At 63.9% G+C, this 16,976-nt stretch carries 16 protein-coding genes; 7 read left to right on the top strand and 9 right to left on the bottom strand.

Annotated elements, in window-relative coordinates:
• The first annotated feature begins 345 nt into the window (after window positions 1-345).
• The 3 genes from acnD to BGI01S_RS26995 all read left to right on the top strand — a co-directional run bounded on the left by acnD (window position 346) and on the right by BGI01S_RS26995 (window position 4,630).
• Window positions 346-2,943 carry a Fe/S-dependent 2-methylisocitrate dehydratase AcnD gene (gene acnD, locus BGI01S_RS27005; RefSeq protein WP_042329409.1) on the top strand — a complete coding sequence of 866 codons (2,598 nt, stop codon included), beginning with the start codon at window positions 346-348 and terminating at the stop codon, window positions 2,941-2,943.
• A gap of 119 nt (window positions 2,944-3,062) precedes the next feature.
• Entirely contained in the window at window positions 3,063-4,250 is a 1,188-nt protein-coding gene (gene prpF, locus BGI01S_RS27000; RefSeq protein WP_042329408.1) for a 2-methylaconitate cis-trans isomerase PrpF, read from the top strand.
• Window positions 4,251-4,279: 29 nt separating this feature from the next.
• Window positions 4,280-4,630, top strand: coding sequence for a VOC family protein (locus BGI01S_RS26995; protein ID WP_042329406.1), 351 nt, complete (start codon window positions 4,280-4,282; stop codon window positions 4,628-4,630).
• Between the two features lie 38 nt (window positions 4,631-4,668).
• Here the strand turns inward: BGI01S_RS26995 and BGI01S_RS26990 are convergent, their stop codons facing one another.
• From BGI01S_RS26990 to BGI01S_RS26965, 6 genes are all read right to left on the bottom strand, one after another.
• The gene (locus tag BGI01S_RS26990) at window positions 4,669-5,034 is read right to left on the bottom strand and encodes a hypothetical protein (protein WP_232624444.1); all 366 of its coding nucleotides are present in this window, start codon (window positions 5,032-5,034) and stop codon (window positions 4,669-4,671) included.
• Window positions 5,035-5,479: 445 nt separating this feature from the next.
• On the bottom strand, window positions 5,480-5,680 hold the full coding sequence (locus BGI01S_RS26985) for a hypothetical protein (protein ID WP_042329403.1): 201 nt from the start codon (window positions 5,678-5,680) through the stop codon (window positions 5,480-5,482).
• A gap of 340 nt (window positions 5,681-6,020) precedes the next feature.
• A complete protein-coding gene (locus tag BGI01S_RS26980; RefSeq protein WP_042329402.1) occupies window positions 6,021-7,016 on the bottom strand; it encodes an MDR family oxidoreductase in 996 nt (331 codons plus the stop codon).
• Window positions 7,017-7,068: 52 nt separating this feature from the next.
• Window positions 7,069-7,884 (bottom strand): enoyl-CoA hydratase/isomerase family protein, encoded by an 816-nt coding sequence (locus BGI01S_RS26975; protein ID WP_042329400.1) that lies wholly within the window; start codon window positions 7,882-7,884, stop codon window positions 7,069-7,071.
• Window positions 7,881-9,446 carry a class I adenylate-forming enzyme family protein gene (locus BGI01S_RS26970; RefSeq protein ID WP_052400523.1) on the bottom strand — a complete coding sequence of 522 codons (1,566 nt, stop codon included), beginning with the start codon at window positions 9,444-9,446 and terminating at the stop codon, window positions 7,881-7,883. The genes BGI01S_RS26975 and BGI01S_RS26970 overlap by 4 nt, the downstream gene beginning before the upstream one ends.
• A 65-nt stretch (window positions 9,447-9,511) precedes the next feature.
• Window positions 9,512-10,912: a short-chain fatty acid transporter gene (locus tag BGI01S_RS26965; protein ID WP_052400522.1), complete on the bottom strand. Its 1,401-nt coding sequence runs from the start codon at window positions 10,910-10,912 to the stop codon at window positions 9,512-9,514.
• Between the two features lie 416 nt (window positions 10,913-11,328).
• On the opposite strand from BGI01S_RS26965, the gene BGI01S_RS26960 reads away from it, so the two are divergent.
• Entirely contained in the window at window positions 11,329-12,582 is a 1,254-nt protein-coding gene (locus BGI01S_RS26960) for an MFS transporter (protein ID WP_042329399.1), read from the top strand.
• A 139-nt stretch (window positions 12,583-12,721) separates the two neighbouring features.
• On the top strand, window positions 12,722-13,366 hold the full coding sequence (locus tag BGI01S_RS26955; protein ID WP_084585511.1) for a TetR/AcrR family transcriptional regulator: 645 nt from the start codon (window positions 12,722-12,724) through the stop codon (window positions 13,364-13,366).
• Window positions 13,367-13,519: 153 nt separating this feature from the next.
• Here BGI01S_RS26955 and copM read toward each other — a convergent pair whose 3' ends face one another.
• Together copM and BGI01S_RS26945 are read right to left on the bottom strand one after the other, a co-directional pair.
• On the bottom strand, window positions 13,520-13,918 hold the full coding sequence (gene copM, locus BGI01S_RS26950) for a CopM family metallochaperone (protein ID WP_042329398.1): 399 nt from the start codon (window positions 13,916-13,918) through the stop codon (window positions 13,520-13,522).
• A 96-nt stretch (window positions 13,919-14,014) separates the two neighbouring features.
• Window positions 14,015-14,212 (bottom strand): heavy-metal-associated domain-containing protein, encoded by a 198-nt coding sequence (locus BGI01S_RS26945; protein WP_042329430.1) that lies wholly within the window; start codon window positions 14,210-14,212, stop codon window positions 14,015-14,017.
• A 394-nt stretch (window positions 14,213-14,606) separates the two neighbouring features.
• Between BGI01S_RS26945 and BGI01S_RS26940 the strand changes: the two genes are divergently transcribed.
• Both BGI01S_RS26940 and BGI01S_RS26935 read left to right on the top strand, forming a co-directional pair.
• Entirely contained in the window at window positions 14,607-14,921 is a 315-nt protein-coding gene (locus BGI01S_RS26940) for an antibiotic biosynthesis monooxygenase family protein (protein WP_042329396.1), read from the top strand.
• Window positions 14,922-15,206: 285 nt separating this feature from the next.
• Window positions 15,207-16,214 carry a zinc-dependent alcohol dehydrogenase family protein gene (locus tag BGI01S_RS26935; RefSeq protein ID WP_042329395.1) on the top strand — a complete coding sequence of 336 codons (1,008 nt, stop codon included), beginning with the start codon at window positions 15,207-15,209 and terminating at the stop codon, window positions 16,212-16,214.
• Window positions 16,215-16,265: 51 nt separating this feature from the next.
• Here BGI01S_RS26935 and BGI01S_RS26930 read toward each other — a convergent pair whose 3' ends face one another.
• A complete protein-coding gene (locus BGI01S_RS26930; RefSeq protein ID WP_042329394.1) occupies window positions 16,266-16,889 on the bottom strand; it encodes an ABC transporter ATP-binding protein in 624 nt (207 codons plus the stop codon).
• Between the last annotated feature and the right edge of the window lie 87 nt (window positions 16,890-16,976).

The following is a 16,976-nucleotide window of genomic DNA, read 5'->3' as shown; positions in this document are numbered from 1 at the left end:
CCCGACGATCTGCCGTTCGTGCCGCTCGCGAAGCGCGTCTGACGGAGCATCTGTCTAGCTGTTGAACGCGTAGCAGCGAAGCCGCCGCGCAAGCGTTTCTCCTCCGTTGCGTCTGCGAGCGCGATGCAATGAAGTTGGGCCTTGACTCGCCAACATCCCGGGTCAAGGCCGTTTTTTGCAGCGGTTTGGCGCGCAACGCATTCGAACTTACGGCTGCAATCCAGCGAGCTACACTACATCCATTGCCTGACCGGCCGCCAGCGAAGCGCCACCTGAAAAGACGCCGCGGATCGTGAGCGACGCCGCCATCGTCCCCGGCTCATTACTGTTTCTGTTCCCTACGCCATGAATACTGCAAACCGCAAACGCCTTCCCGGCACCCAGCTCGATTACTTCGACACGCGCGCCGCGGTCGACGCGCTCCAGCCCGGCGCCTATGACACGCTGCCGTACACGTCGCGCGTGCTGGCTGAAAATCTCGTGCGCCGCTGCGATCCGGCGATGCTCACCGCGTCGCTCGAACAGATCATCGAGCGCAAGCGCGAACTGGATTTTCCGTGGTTCCCGGCGCGCGTGGTCTGCCATGACATTCTTGGCCAGACCGCGCTGGTCGACCTGGCCGGCCTGCGCGATGCGATTGCCGCGCAAGGCGGCGACCCCGCGCTGGTCAATCCGGTCGTGCCGACGCAACTCGTGGTTGACCATTCGCTCGCGGTCGAATGCGGCGGCTTCGATCCGGATGCGTTCGCGAAGAACCGCGCGATCGAGGATCGCCGCAATGAAGACCGCTTCGATTTCATCAACTGGACCAAGCGCGCATTCAAGAACGTCGACGTAATTCCGCCGGGCAACGGCATCCTGCATCAGATCAACCTCGAACGCATGAGCCCGGTGGTGCAGGTGAAAGACGGCGTCGCGTTCCCCGACACGCTGGTCGGTACCGACTCGCATACGCCGATGGTGGACGCGCTCGGCGTGATCGCGATCGGCGTGGGCGGGCTCGAAGCGGAAAGCGTGATGCTGGGCCGCGCGTCGTATATGCGGCTGCCCGATATCGTTGGCGTGGAACTGACGGGCAAGCCGGCCGAGGGCATCACGGCGACCGACGTGGTGTTGTCGCTGACCGAATTCCTGCGCAAGGAAAAGGTGGTCGGCGCGTACCTCGAATTCTATGGCGAGGGCACGAGCAAGCTGACGCTCGGCGACCGCGCGACCATCGCCAACATGGCGCCCGAATTCGGCGCGACCGCCGCGATGTTCTACATCGACGAGCAGACCATCAAGTACCTGAAGCTCACGGGCCGTGACGACGAACTCGTGAAGCTGGTGGAAACATATGCGAAGCAAACCGGCTTGTGGGCCGATACGCTGAAGCGCGCGGAGTATGAACGCGTGCTGAAGTTCGATCTGTCCAGCGTCGTGCGCACATTGGCCGGGCCGTCGAATCCGCATCGCCGTCTGCCGGTTTCGGAACTGGCGGCGCGCGGCATCAGCGGCAAAGTGGAGAACGAGCCGGGGCTGATGCCCGACGGCGCGGTGATCATCGCCGCGATCACCAGCTGTACGAACACCAACAATCCGCGCAACATGATCGCCGCCGGGCTGATCGCGCGCAATGCGAACCGGCGCGGACTGACCCGCAAGCCGTGGGCGAAAACCTCGCTCGCGCCGGGCTCAAAGGCGGTCACGCTGTATCTGGAAGAAGCGGGGCTGCTGCCCGAGTTGGAGCAGCTCGGCTTCGGCGTGGTCGCGTATGCGTGCACGTCGTGCAACGGCATGTCCGGCGCGCTCGATCCAGTGATCCAGAAGGAAGTGGTCGAGCGCGACCTGTATGCGACCGCCGTGCTGTCGGGTAACCGCAACTTCGACGGCCGCATTCATCCGTACGCGAAGCAGGCGTTTCTCGCGTCGCCGCCGCTGGTGGTCGCGTACGCGATTGCGGGCACGATCCGTTTCGACATTGAGAAGGACGTGCTCGGCATCGACGCCGACGGCCACGCGGTCACCCTGAAGGACATCTGGCCCACGGACGAAGAGATCGATGCGATCGTCGCGTCGAGCGTGAAGCCGGAGCAATTCCGCAAGGTGTACGAACCGATGTTCGCGGTGTCTGTCGACACCGGCGAGCGAGCCAATCCGCTGTACGACTGGCGTGAGATGAGCACCTACATTCGCCGTCCGCCGTATTGGGAAGGCGCGCTTGCCGGCGAACGTACGCTCAAGGGGATGCGGCCGCTCGCCGTGCTCGGCGACAACATCACGACCGACCACCTGTCGCCGTCCAACGCGATCCTGCCGGACAGCGCATCGGGTGAATACCTCGCGAAAATGGGCCTGCCGGAAGAGGATTTCAATTCCTACGCGACGCATCGCGGCGATCACCTGACCGCGCAGCGCGCGACCTTCGCGAACCCCACGTTGAAGAACGAGATGGTGCTCGAAAACGGCAACGTGAAGGCCGGGTCGCTCGCGCGTATCGAGCCCGAGGGCAAGGTCACGCGCATGTGGGAAGCGATCGAAACGTATATGGAACGCAAGCAGCCGCTGATCGTGATTGCCGGTGCCGATTACGGCCAGGGGTCGTCGCGTGACTGGGCCGCCAAGGGAGTGCGGTTGGCGGGCGCGGAAGCGATCGTCGCGGAAGGCTTCGAGCGGATTCACCGAACGAACCTGGTGGGCATGGGCGTGTTGCCGCTGGAATTCAAACCGGGGGTGAATCGTCTCACGCTCGGTATCGACGGCACCGAGACGTTCGATGTGATCGGCGAACGCAAGCCGCGTGCGGATCTCACGCTGGTGATTCAGCGCAAGGACGGCGAGCGCGTCGAGGTGCCGGTGACGTGCCGGCTCGATACCGCCGAAGAGGTTTCCATCTACGAAGCCGGCGGCGTGTTGCAACGTTTTGCGCAGGACTTTCTGGAGTCGGCGAAGACGGCGGCTTGATTCAAATCGATGCGGCTTTGATTCACCCGGTTCGATCAACTGATTGATCAATCTAATGCAGCATCGGGCGGTGTGGCTTCGCAAGCCATGCCGCCCGCTCACTTCAGGACACGATTCTCATGGCCCATAAACCGCAGATCAAGATTCCGGCCACGTATATGCGTGGCGGCACCAGCAAGGGCGTGTTCTTCCGCTTGCAGGATTTGCCCGACGCGGCCCAGGTGCCCGGCGCGGCGCGCGACGCGCTGCTGATGCGCGTAATCGGCAGCCCCGATCCGTATGGCAAGCAGATCGACGGGATGGGCGGCGCGACGTCGAGCACCAGCAAGACGGTGATCGTCGCGAAGAGCAGCCGCCCCGATCACGATGTGGACTACCTGTTCGGTCAGGTGTCGATCGATAAGGCCTTCGTCGACTGGAGCGGCAATTGCGGCAATCTCTCCGCCGCCGTGGGGCCGTTTGCGATCAGCGCGGGCCTCGTCGACGCAAGCCGCATTCCGCACGATGGCGTCGCGATCGTGCGCATCTGGCAGGCCAATATCGGCAAGACGATCATCGGGCACGTGCGCATGACCGATGGCGCGGTGCAGGAAACCGGCGACTTCGAACTCGACGGCGTGACCTTTCCCGCCGCGGAAGTGCAGCTCGAATTCATGGACCCGGCCGCGGAAGAAGAGGGCGCGGGCGGCTCGATGTTCCCGACCGGCAATCTGGTCGACGATCTGGAGGTGCCCGGCATCGGCACGCTGAAGGCGACGATGATCAACGCGGGCATTCCGACCATCTTCGTGGACGCGCAAGCGATCGGCTATACGGGCACCGAGTTGCAGGACGCGATCAATAGCGACGAGAAAGCGCTCGCGAGGTTCGAGACCATTCGCGCGCACGGTGCGTTGCGCATGGGCCTCATCAAGCATCTCGACGAGATCGCGACGCGCCAGCACACGCCGAAGGTCGCGTTCGTCGCGAAGCCTGCCGATTACGTGGCGTCGAGCGGCAAGCAGGTCGGTGCGGGCGATGTCGATCTGCTGGTGCGGGCGATGTCGATGGGCAAGCTGCATCACGCGATGATGGGCACGGCGGCGGTGGCGATCGGCACGGCGGCGGCAATCCCGGGCACGCTGGTGAATCTGGCGGCGGGCGGCGGCGAGCGTGAAGCGGTGCGCTTCGGGCATCCGTCGGGGACGCTGCGAGTGGGCGCGCAAGCGAGCCAGAAAGATGGCGAGTGGACGGTGACCAAGGCCGTGATGAGCCGCAGCGCGCGCGTGTTGATGGAAGGATGGGTGCGGGTGCCGCAGGAGGGGTGAGCACGCGCCACACGGACGAGGAGGGACGCATGAAGGTCAAAAGAATCGTCGCCAATATCGGCACGCAGGCCGTGGATGACGCGAAACGTTTCTATCAGCAGATATTCGGCCTCGATCTGCTGATGGATCATGGCTGGATCGCCACGTACGGGTCCGCCGAGAAGATGGACGTGCAGATCAGTTTCGCGTCAGAGGGCGGGTCGGGCACGCCAGTGCCCGATCTGTCGATCGAAGTGGACGATCTCGCCGCCGCTCTGGAGCGCGTGCGGGCGGCGGGCATTCCGCTCGAATATGGGCCGGTCGACGAGCCGTGGGGCGTGCGGCGTTTCTATGTGCGCGATCCGTTCGGCAAACTCGTCAATGTGCTTGCGCATGTTTGATGTGCTCGCTTAAAGCGCGAGTACGTCATGGTCGGTATTCAAGCCTGCATCGCAGCCGCCGCCGCAAACGCCCTGAAATTCTGCGGCGTTGCGAAGGCCAGATACTGCCGCTGCATTTCTTCGGTCAGCACTTCGATCATGATGACGTCTTCGATCCACAACTCGATCACGTCGAAGAAGTTCTGACCGCGCGTACACCGAACCGCACGCCATCCCTCGCGCTCGCCGATCGCGAGGACCTGTTCGGGAGTCAGCTTGCTTGCGACGGCCAGATGGAAGGCGGTGTACTGCGCCGCCGTACTCTCTCCCGGAACGAAAGAGTTCTGTCCACTGCCGGGGGAAATCACGCGATCGCTGGGATAGGTCTCGATGATCGAGCCGCGGTCGTCGCCGGCAATCGCCATCCACGAATCGGGAAAAGAGGGGAACGGTGCATGAAAGCCGCCCCAGAGTTCGGCAATGACGCGCGCGACGTTTTCCGGATTACGAGCGGGGATGGATGCGTGAAAAAGCATGAGTAACCTCTGTCGAAGATTTACATGGAGAGTTAGTCGGTCCTTGAATTGCGTTTTTATAGGTTGTTTTATGGGACTTCCTGCGGACGGGCCTGAAGGCGCCTCTTCCAGAAACGCTTCATTAGTAGCGGGCAGAGCCGGCGCTGCAAGCTGGGGGCAGTCAAGTCGATGGCGATGCTCGCATGCGGGAATGGCAGCGTCAAGTGGGGATACTCCACCCACTTAAGTCGGAGGGAATCAGTTGGAAGTACTGTGTTTTCCGCGAACGAAGCCGGCCGTCGATGAGATGTCCGGCGTCGAGACATCTCATCGGAGCGAGGCGTGCATCGTCGATTTACAGCGGGTGCAGCTTGCCGTCGAGGTCCATCGACCACTTCGAGCCATCGCCGAAGGTGAGGACGCCGTTGATCGCGTCGATATGAGTCGGCTTGCCGGGCGGCTCCTTTACTTTCCCGTCTCCGCCGACCACGCGCGCCATGTCGGCGGAAGTCATTTCTTCATGGCGATGCAGTTCGTCGATCCTGATTGCTTTCATGTCGGTTCTCCTGGAGGATGGTTGCCTGTCGAGCACATTTGCGGGCGCTCGTACGCTGCATTGCACGGGCTGTGCCAATCGTGCGGGGGAGGCGCCGATGGTTGATGAGCAAGGAGGGGGGAGGTAGTTGTGCACGAGAGTGGCGTAGCGCACCCAACAGTTTGAAAATGCAGTCGGGCTGAGGACGACAAGCATGAAGCATTTGACCGTTCGCGTGAGGCGGGCGAATGCACGCGATCGCACGCGTTTGCGCCCGTCGCGAAGCGCGGAAAAAATGAATCGGGCCGCGACGTTCTTCCTCCGTCGCAGCTCGAAGCCAAACCCGGCAAATCGGCGACGCTCAGTTCACATCAACCAGCACGCGTCCCTGAAACTTCCCCGCCAGCATATCCGCCGCCGCGCCGCTCACTTCCGTCAACGCGACCGTTTTCGACGTAATCCCATCGAGCACCGACAACGGCAAATCCCGCACGATCCGCTGCCACGCGCTGATCCGCTCCTTCGACGGCAACATCACCGAATCGACGCCGATCAGTTTCACGCCGCGCAGAATGAACGGCATGACGGTGGTCGGCAGATCCGCGCCACCGGCCAGGCCGCACGCCGCGACGACGCCACCGTAGTTCATCTCCGCGAGCACGCGCGCAAGCACTTTCGAGCCGACGGTGTCGATCGCCGCGGCCCAGCGCTGACCTTCCAGCGCACGCGGCGGCTCGGCCCACTCGGGACCGTCGATCACGTCCTGCGCGCCGAGATGCTTCACGTAGTCGTGCTTGGCCGGATTGCCGGTCAGGGCGCTGACGCGATAACCGAGTTTGCTCAGGATCGCGATCGCGACACTGCCCACGCCGCCGGCTGCGCCCGTCACGAGAACGGGGCCGCTTTGCGGTGTGATGCCCGCGGCTTCGAGCGCGTTCACGCAGAGCATGCCGGTGAAGCCGGCGGTGCCGATCATCATCGCTTGCCGCGTGCTCAAGCCTTCGGGCAGCGGCACGAGCCAGTCGCCGCGCACGCGTTGGTACTGGCTATAGCCGCCCCAGTACTTTTCGCCGACGCTCCAGCCGGTGAGCACGACTTTCTGCCCGGCTTGAAGATTCGGATTGGCGGTCTCGACCACGGTCCCCGCGAAATCGATGCCGGGCACGAGCGGCCACGTCTTGACGATCTTGCCGGTGCCCGTGACGGCGAGCGCATCCTTGAAGTTGATCGTCGAAAAGTCGATCTTGACGAGCGTGTCTTCGTTGGGCAGCGCGTCGAACGACAGCGTTTCGATCGTGGCCTTGGTCTTCCTGTCTTCTTCGCGAAGCAGCATTGCGTTGAAAGTCTGTGCCGACATGTGAGTCTTCTCCCGGTAGTTAAAAAGGAATGAGCTTGCGCGGTTCGCGGCGTCAGCGCGCAAAGCGCCGGTCGCGCCATTGGATGGCTTCGCGCATGCCCTGTTCGCGCGCGACCGCCATAAACGCCTTCTTGTCGGGCGAACCGGCGGATTCGATCGCGTGGTCGAGATCCAGCGCGTGTTGCAATGCGGCCTTCATGCCGCGCGCCTCGAAGCTGTGATTGATGGCGGCCTTCGTCACGCGCACGAGGTTGGGGTCGATCACCGCCATCGTGTGCGCGATCCGCAGTGCTTCGGTGACGTGCTCGCCTTCCGGCACGATACGATTGACGAGCCCCAGCTCGCGCGCGGACTCCGCGTCGATGCGGTCGAGCCCGGTCAGGATGATTTCCTTCGCCTGCTTGGGGTTGGTCATCCACGGCAGCAGCATCGCGACGATGCCCGCGCCGAACTTCAATTCGGGCTCGCCGAACGTCGCGCCCGGCGTGGCGATCGTGATATCGCAGGCCAGCGCGATTTCGAACGCGCCCGCGAGACACGCGCCATGCACGGCAGCGATGGTCGGCTTCGGCGAGTCCCAGAAGCGCATTGTGGTGTCGAAATCGCGGCCGAGAATTTCGCGCCACACGGCTTCGCCTTCGGGCCGCGCTTCCATCTGCTCCTTCAGATCGAAGCCCGACGAGAACGCTTTGCCCGCGCCGCTGATCACGATCGCCTTGACGTGGTCGTCGGTCTCGGCGAGATCGAGCGCGGCGTTGATCTCCATGAGCGACAGCTTGCCGAGCGCGTTCAGACGTTCGGGCCGGTTGAGCGTGATGTGCGCGACGTTCCGTTCAGCGGTGTAGAGCAGGGTGGAGAAGTTATTCATCGATCAGTTTCCTGGTGAACGTGACGGTTGAGCGGGACGAGCGTTCCGGTCGCCACCCTGCTGCGCAATTCGCGGCGATCCGCTTTGCCCGTGCGGCCGACCGGCAACGCGTCGGCCTCGTAGAAGAAATCGGGGACCTTGTATTTTTCGAGCTTCAGACAAAGGAACGCGCGCAACGCGGCGACGTCCAGCGCGTTGCCCGAGCATGGCACGACCAGCGCGTGAATCCGTTCGCCGAGAATCGCGTCGGGCGCGCCGACGGCCATCGCGGCGCCCACGCCTTCGAACATCGTGATGGCCTGCTCGATCTCCATCGGCGTGACCTTGTTGCCGCCGCGCACGATCAACTCTTTCTGGCGGCCCATCAGTTGCACGTCGCCGCTCCCGGTCGTGATCGCGAGGTCGCCGGTGCGAAACCACGTGTCCGCGAAAGCGGCGGCCGTCAGTTGCGGCTCGTCGAGATAGCCGCGCATCAGAAACGGGCTGCGCAACTGCAATTCGCCGATCGTGCCGGGCGGCACAGGCATTTGCATTTCATCGACGACGCGAAACTCGACGCGGCTCGACGGCAAACCGAGCGACGCGGGTTTCGCGCGTCGATAGTTCGGGAACTGGAAGAAGTCGCAAGTCGAGGTTTCGGTGAGGCCGAAGATGTTGATGAGATCGGCGTTCGGAAACAGCGCTTCGATCTGCGTGGCGAGCTGTTCGCTGAGCTGTTCGCCACCGGTGAGAATCTGCCGTAGATCGGGACACGCGAACGTGTCCGCATTGCGGCTGGCCGTGGGCACCAGCGCGAGCAGCGCACGCAGCATCGTCGGCACGACCCCGACCCGATGGATGGTCCGCTCGCGCAGTTGCGCGAGCAGCAACGTGGGGTCGAATTTTTCCGGCAGCACGAGGGTGCCGCCGCCCAGCAGCGTGAGCAGACTGACCCAGATGCCGAAGCTGAACGTGATGTTCAGCAGCAGCAACGTGCGTTCGGTTTTGCGGAAGTGGATCATCGCGTCGATCGAGAGCAGCTTCGCGGAGAACGCCTGATGCGTGACCACGACGCCCTTGGGCGCGCCCGTCGAGCCGGACGTGAAGATGATCAGCGCGGCGTCGTCGAGTTGCTCGCGTGGGGCGGGGGCGGGCGCTTGCGTGCCTGCATTTGCGCCGATGCGTTCGATCGGCGGTGCCGCCTGCGTCGCTTGTGCCGCTCGTGCGCTTTGTTGCGTCCCGCTGAACGTGCGCGGTACGTCGACCGCGAAACGCGCCTGCGTCCTGTCGAGAATCCGCGCGGTGACAGCCTCGGGCGACGTGCGATGAATCGGCACCGCGACGCAGCCAGCGAGCCACACGCCGAGCAAGCCGGCGAAATCGTGCGGCTGATTCGACACGCGTACGTGTACCGGCTCGTTCTTTTCGACGCCGAGGTCTTCGAGCATGGCCGCGACCGCCATGCCGTTTTGCAGCAGGTGATCGTAGCTGACGGTGTCGCCGGCCGCGTCGATCGCCAGCGCGCCGTGATACTGCTGGCACGCTGCTGCAACGAGCGCGCCGAGATTGCCTGTGCTGTTCATGATGACTCGTCTTCGTTAGGAATTCGATTGAACCAGGGGCCGTTCATGGGCCCTTCAATGCCCGCTCAATGGCCGAACAGAAGCAGCGTTGCGCCCATCACCGCGAACATCACGAAGAAGATGATGACCGTGAAGCCCATGACTCGCCCCATGCCGACGCCGGCGATCGCCAGCAGCGGAATGACCCACATCGGCTGGATCATGTCGGCGACGCCTTCGCCGAGCGCGACCGAAATCGCCACCGCGCTTTGCGGCACATGCAGATGTTCGGCGGCGGGCACGACGAACGGCGCCTGCACGATCCAGTGACCGCCCGCGCTCGGCACGAACATGCTGATCAGTGTGGACGACACGAAGCTCCAGAAGGGCAGCGTCTGCGTGGTGGAAAACCCTATGAACCACTGCGCGATCACGTCCGCGAGACCGGTGGCGGTCATGATCCCCATGATGCCGCCGTACAGCGGGAACTGCAGCAGGATCGGACCGGCGACGCGTGCGGCGTTGTTGATCGCGCGCAGGTAGGCCTTCGGAGTCCAGTGCGTGGCGAGGCCGAGCAGCAGGAAGATCATCACCAGCATGTTCAGATCCATCGTGAACGCGTTGCGCGCCACCTTCAGGCCGATGTACCCGAGGCCCAGCGCGACGAGCACGAGATTGAGCAGCCATGCGTTGTCGAGTTTGCCGGCGATCGTCCGCGGCGGCGTTTCATCGGCCTGGATCGTGTCCTCGGCGATCAGGCGGGCCGGGTCGGCTGCGATCGACTCGTGCTCGCGCGGCATCATGATGCGAAACACCACCGGCACCGCGACGGCGAGCACGAGCACCGGAATGTAGTTGAGCGGCGAGAACAGGAAGTCCTTCATTGGCAGCACGTCGCCGGTGACTTTCTCGATCAGGTTCATCGGCGAGCCGCGCGTTGCGCTCAGCAGCGCGATCGAACTGGACATGCCGCACACGTAGAAGGACCATCCCGCGTACGCGGCGGCGACGAGCCACGCGAAGTCGACGCGAATCCGCTTGGCGATTTCGCGCGCGAACAGCGCCGACACCACGAGGCCGACCGCCCAATTCAGCATGCCGCCCACCATCGACACGAAGAACGTGAGGGTCATTGCGCCGGCGGCGGTGGTCGGCAGGGAGGCGATGCGGCGCAACAGTTTCGACACCGGCTTCGAGGTGGACAGTGCGTGGCCGGTGACGAGCGTCAGCGCGACGAGAAAGGCGAAGCTGGCGATCTTGAACACGCCGTCGTACCAGCTCGTCAGCACCTCGGGCACGGAGGCTTTCGGCGCGATGGCGAGCGCGAGCGCGCAGGTCAGTACGGTGAGCAGGATGGCGATGACGAACGGGTCTGGCATCACGCGCTCGACAAGCACGACACACAGACGGGTGATTCTTTGCAGCCCGAAGGACCTTGGCCGGTTGTTGCTGGCGACCGTGGGCGCATCCGCATTCAACTTTTCCATGATTTGTCTCCTTGTCGACCCGAGTTAGCGCTTCAGCGCTTACTCGGGTCCCATGCAAAGCGGTCGACCGAAGTTAGCGCTTCAGCGCTTACTCGGGTCCCATGCAAAGCGGTCGACCGGAGTTGGCGCTTCAGCGCTGACTGCGGCCCCATGCAAAGCGGTCAACCGGCTTCAGCGCTTTAGCGCTTACGGTGCTCGGCAAACTCGCTGCTATCCAACGCCCCACTCCTGCCCCTCCCACCTTCCGGCCGCTTATAGTCAACCGGCCAGTCAGCGATTTATAGCCACTAGTTGACTGGTCGTCTACAAAAACCTATAGTTGCTCGGGTAAGTCCCGATCGCCCGAACGGCGGCGGGGTCGGCATAACAATGGCTCGTCGCGCAGGCCGGGCGAAGCACGAGCTGGAGGAGGCAGGATGGAGGACAGGCTGGATGCCGCGGACGCGGCGAGCACCGTGAACGCGGCCGATGCGGCGCTGCTCGCGGCACGCGCGAAGCGCGCGGTGCTGGTGATCGCGCTGGCCCAGTTGCTCGGCACCTCGTTGTGGTTCAGCGCGAACGGCGCGATGCGCGACTTGCAGATCGCGTGGCAATTGAACGCGTCGGGAATCGGCTGGCTGACGAACGCGGTGCAGGCCGGCTTTATCGTCGGCACGTTGCTCTCGGCGACGACGGGACTCGCGGACCGGGTCTCGGCGAGCAAGGTATTTGCGGTGTGCGGCGTGCTCGGCGCCACGCTGAATGCGCTGTTCGCGCTGTGCAGCAGCGGGCTCGCGTCGGCGATCGTGTTCCGCTTCGGCGTCGGTGTCGCGCTGGCGGGCATCTATCCGCTGGGGATGAAGCTACTGGTGTCGTGGGATCCGCGCCGGGCGGCGCAAACGCTGGCACTGCTCGTCGCGATGCTGACGCTCGGCACGGCATCGGTCCACGCGATCCGCGCGTTGTTCTCCACGGTGCCCTGGCAGACCGTGGTGCTGGCGTCGTCGGTGCTCGCGGTGATCGGCGCGCTGCTGGTCCTGTCGCTCGGCGAAGGGCCGCACGTGCGACGCGCCGGCAACGCGCGTGCGGGGTTGTCGGCGGGTGTGGGGCAGGTCGTGCGGATCAGTGAGTTTCGCGCGGCCGCGCTAGGCTACTTCGGGCATATGTGGGAGTTGTATGCGTTCTGGACACTGACGCCGCTGCTCGTGCAACGCGCGTTGACGGGCAGTGCGCCGGCACCCGCGAGCGCCGTCGCGCTGTGGTCGTTTCTGATCATCGCGGTCGGCGCCGTGGGTTGCCTGCTCGGCGGCAGGCTGAGCAAGTCGGTCGGCAGCGCACGGACGGCGGCCCTCGCGTTGACGATCTCGGGTACGCTGTGCGCGGTTTATCCGCTGTCGTCGGCGCTTGGCACGGCGGGGCAGCTCGCACTTCTGCTGGTGTGGGGCATCAGTGTGATCGCCGATTCGCCGCAGTTCTCCGCGTTGTCGGTCAAGGCATGTCCGGCCGATAAAATCGGCGGCGCGTTGACGTTGCAGAACAGCTTCGGCTTTTTCCTGTCGGCGTGTTCGATTCTGTGGTCGACCAGCGCCTATCATTCGCTCGACGCACGGGTCGCGTGGTTGCTGTTGCCTGGGCCGATCATCGGCCTGATCGCGATGAGGCCGCTGCTTCGCAAGCGGCCGTTCTGGTGAGCGGCGTGTGATGCACCGGCCAACTCGCACGCAGGCAACGCGCGAGATCATGAGGCCGGAAGGCCGTGCAAGCGCCGCTTCGCGCACCCCGGAAGTTCAGCAGTTTTCGGCAGTCAACGAGAGGAAAGGGACAAGAATAATGGCGACCGCTGCAACCAAACGCGACATCAAACGCGACCCGAAGCGCGACACTGGGCGACGCGCCGAACTCGTGCGCATCGGCGTGGCCATCCTCACGGAGAAGGGCTTCTACAACTTCTCGCTCGACGAACTGGTCGCGCTGGCCGGCGTGCCCAAAGGCTCGTTTCACTACTACTTCAACAGCAAGGATGCGTACGCGCTGGAAGTGATCGAGAGCTACGCCGCGTACTTCGCGCGCAAGCTCGACCGTCATCTCGGCGACACGACGCTCGATCCGATCGCGCGCATCGAAGCGTTCGCGGAGGACGCCGCGAGCGGCATGGCGCGTTTCGACTTCAAGCGCGGCTGTCTGGTGGGCAATCTTAGTCAGGAACTCGCCGCGCTCGACGAGACGTTTCGCGCGGCGCTGCTGAACGTGATTCAGGACTGGCGCCGGCGTATCCAGGCCTGTCTCGACGAAGCGAAAGAAGCCGGCCAGATTCGCGCGGATGCGGACACGGCTGCGCTCGCGCGCTACTTCTGGAATGCGTGGGAAGGGGCCGTGTTGTGCTCGAAGCTGGAGAAGTCGCGCGCGCCGCTCGATGACGCGAGCGTGGCGTTCATCGAGCATCTGAGATGCGCGGCGCCGCGTGCGGAACAGTAGGGCGTTTCTTCAGGTCCTGGCGGCGCGGGCTTCGCCGCGTGATCGTCGACGAGGAGCATTGAACGCTCGACATCGGGCGTTCAATGCAGAACGCCCAACGGTCCAGCCGCACAACGCTCGAACGACGCATTCTCGCCGCCGTCCACCCACCGCTTACTTCGCGCCGTGCTTCGCCTGCCAGCGGCGCATGAACGCGATCTCGTCGTGCTGCGCTTTGATGATGTCCCGCGCGAGCCGCTTGATTTCCGGGTCCTTGCCGTATTTCAGCTCGACCTCCGCCATTTCGATCGCCCCCTGATGATGCGGAATCATGTGCGCGACGAAGTCCTTGTCGGCGTCGCCCGTGTATTCAGGCGCGTCCATGTCCTGCATCATTTTGTCGTCGGCGGCCTTGAACGCTTGCGTCGATTCGCCCGAACCCGCGTGCTCCGAACCGGACATGTGCATGCCGTGCATCGCGGGCGCTTGCTGCGCCTCGACGGGCATGGCCGCCACGGCGAACGTCAAGCCGCTGAAGCAGCAAAGAGCACGAAAGGCGCGAAGGTTTTTCATAGTGGATGTCCGCTGGTAAATGTTTGTCTCGAATGAGCCTGCTTGCCGGGAAGCGGAAGTTTAACCAGGCTCCGCGCCTTCCCGCCTGCATGCCGGTCAATTTCCTGGAGTGGGATGAAAACCCGCTGCCTCGATGACCTCGACGACCCGCCGCACGAGCAGCGTCGACGTGACCTTGACGGTCTTGCCGGCCACGTCGATGTCGAGCTTCGCGGCGGGGTCGAGCCGCGTGACGGCGTGAGTGATGGCACGAGCGCATCCGCCGCAGGCCATATCCGGGATCGCGAATTCCATTTCCTGCTCCGATGAGAAATCAGACACGAGGATGGACCTTCCCACCGCAGTAAGGTCAAGCCTGTTCGCCAGGCGCTTTGACGTATGTCGCATGCCGGCGCGCCGAGCGGACCGCTCAACGCCCATTCACCAGCCGATCATGTCAAGCCCATCCGCGTCGCCGTTCGACGCCATCCCGATCTGGTTCAACGAAGCCGAGGAATTGCACGGTTGGAAGACTTGCCGAAGCACTGACTGAAGGTTCTGCATCTCGAACTGAATCCCGCTGCGATGCAGGCGTGAGCGAGGGCAGGCCTATAATCGGAAGCCGCGTTGCGGGCTCGTGACTCGTCACGAGTCGAACGAAGAGCCCGTTGCCTGCCAACCGTAATCGCTACTGAAAGAGGCCGACAGCATGTATATCGCCATGAACCGCTTCAAAGTGACGCCTGGGTCCGAGGCCGCCTTCGAACATCTGTGGACGTCGCGTGACACGCATCTGAAAGAGGTTCCGGGCTTCGTGGAATTTCACCTGCTCAAGGGGCCGCAGAAGGAGGATCACGTTCTGTATTCGAGCCACACGATCTGGCGCGACCACGCGGCGTTTGAAGCGTGGACGAAATCGGATGCCTTCCGCGCCGCGCATCGGAGCGCGGGCAACGAGAACCGCGTGCTTTATCTCGGACATCCGGAATTCGAGGGCTTCGAAGTCATTCAGACGGTGAAGTAGTGGCGTTGAGCCGGTGAGCGCAACGGCCCACGCACGCTGAAGGACATCGCGACCTTCACGATGAACCCTCCATGAACCTGCCGCATGCATGAGCGTTGCGCGTGTCCCGACGCGCAAAGCGTGCATGCGGTATTCTTTTGCGACTCGACCGTCAGGCCGCTCTACATTGGACGGCAGGCATCGCGCCATGCGTGCCACGCTGCCCACGCGTATTGACAGAGCGCCTGCGCAACTCGAAGTTCAACAAAGTTCACCAAGCTCCAGCTTCAAGAAAGGAATAACGACATGAAAGCCGTCAAGATCGGTTCGCCCGCCACCGTCGCGAGTCTCCAGGTGGTCGATCTCCCGGACCCTGGTCAGCCAGCCGCAGGCCAGATTCGCGTGCGCATTCACGCGAACTCGTTGAACTTCCACGACTACGGCGTGGTGACCGGCAACCTGCCTGCCGATGCGGGCCGCATTCCGATGGCGGACGGCGCGGGCATCGTCGAAGCGGTCGGCGAAGGCGTCAGCGGATTCAAGGCCGGCGATCACGTGGTGTCGTGCTTCTTCCCGTTCTGGGAGAACGGCCCGCCGGCGATCGCCGATTTCTCGACCACGCCCGGCGACGGCATCGACGGTTACGCACGCGAGGTCGTCGTGTTGCCGAGCCACTACTTCACGCACGCACCGCGCGGCTACAGTGACGCGGAAGCCGCGACGCTGACCACCGCGGGGCTGACCGCGTGGCGCGCGCTCGTCGTCGACGGGCAGTTGAAGGCGGGCAGCACGGTGCTCGTGCTCGGCACCGGCGGCGTGTCGATCTTCGGTTTGCAGATCGCGAAGGCGATGGGTGCTTCGGTGATCGCGACGTCGTCATGCGACGCGAAGCTCGCGAAGCTGCGCGAGCTCGGCGCGGACCATACGATCAACTATCGCGAGAACGCCGAGTGGGGCAAGCAGGTTCGTCAGTTGACGGGCGGGCGAGGGGTCGATCATGTGATCGAAGTGGGCGGTCCGGGTACCTTGCCGCAATCGATCACCGCTTGCCGGATCGGCGGCCATATCGCGCTGATCGGCGTGTTGACCGGACGCGCGGGGCCCGTGCCGACCGCGGCGCTGATGGCGCGGCAGCAGCGCTTGCAAGGGCTGATCGTCGGCAGCCGGCAGGATCAGCTCGACATGATTCGCGCGCTGGAAGTGACGGGCATCAAGCCGGTGATCGACAGCACGTTTGCGCTGGAGAAGCTCGGTGACGCGTTCCGGCACGAGGAGTCGGGCGCACACTTCGGCAAGATCTGCGTGTCGTTGTGACAGCGGTGCGGCCGATGGGCGCGGCGCAGAGGCTGAAGGCGTCGCGCGCTTCTAGTCGCGCCTCGCGAGATCGGCGAAGCTGATGCTCTTCGCCTCGCACGCCTGAATGAACGCCGTGTCGTAGCTCGTGAAAAACACGCTGCGGGTTCGGGCCAGCGTGATGAACAGATCGGCCAGAACCGCGCGTGCGGGCGCATCGAGTCCGCCGACCGGCTCATCCGCAATGACAACCTTGGTGTCGCCCAGCGCGGCTGCCGTCAAAAAGAACTTCTTGCGGCTGCCGAACGACATCTGCTCGAAGCGTTTATCCAGATGCGGCGTGAGACCGAAGCGCTCCGCAAGATCCAGCGTCTCGCGGCCGACCGTGGTCTTTCTCTCCGACGCCACATGCCGCAGATACTCGCGACCGGTCCGGTCCGGCGACGGCATGCAGTCCTCGGGCACATACGTGAGCACGGCTTGCGCGGCGCGCGGTGCATCGCGCAACGAATGGCCGCCGAGCCACACGTCGCCGGCGTCGGCTTCGAGCGTGCCGGCGAGCACACCGAGCAACGTCGATTTGCCGCTGCCGGATTCATCGTTCAACGCGACGCATCCCGACGCGCTGTCGTAGTGCAGCGCTTGAAAGACGACGCGATCGCCGTACTGCTTGCAGAGGTTGTCGAATCGAAGCATGGCTTGAGGCGTGAGTGGGCAGATGAGCGGGGTTGAGGTCGCGCAAGTTTAGCAGCGCCCAACCTTGGGGGCTGCGCTCGAGCTTCG

The sequence above is a fragment of the Paraburkholderia ginsengisoli NBRC 100965 genome (genome assembly GCF_000739735.1).
Lineage (GTDB): Bacteria > Pseudomonadota > Gammaproteobacteria > Burkholderiales > Burkholderiaceae > Paraburkholderia > Paraburkholderia ginsengisoli.
This window is presented reverse-complemented; position numbering and strand designations above follow the sequence as displayed.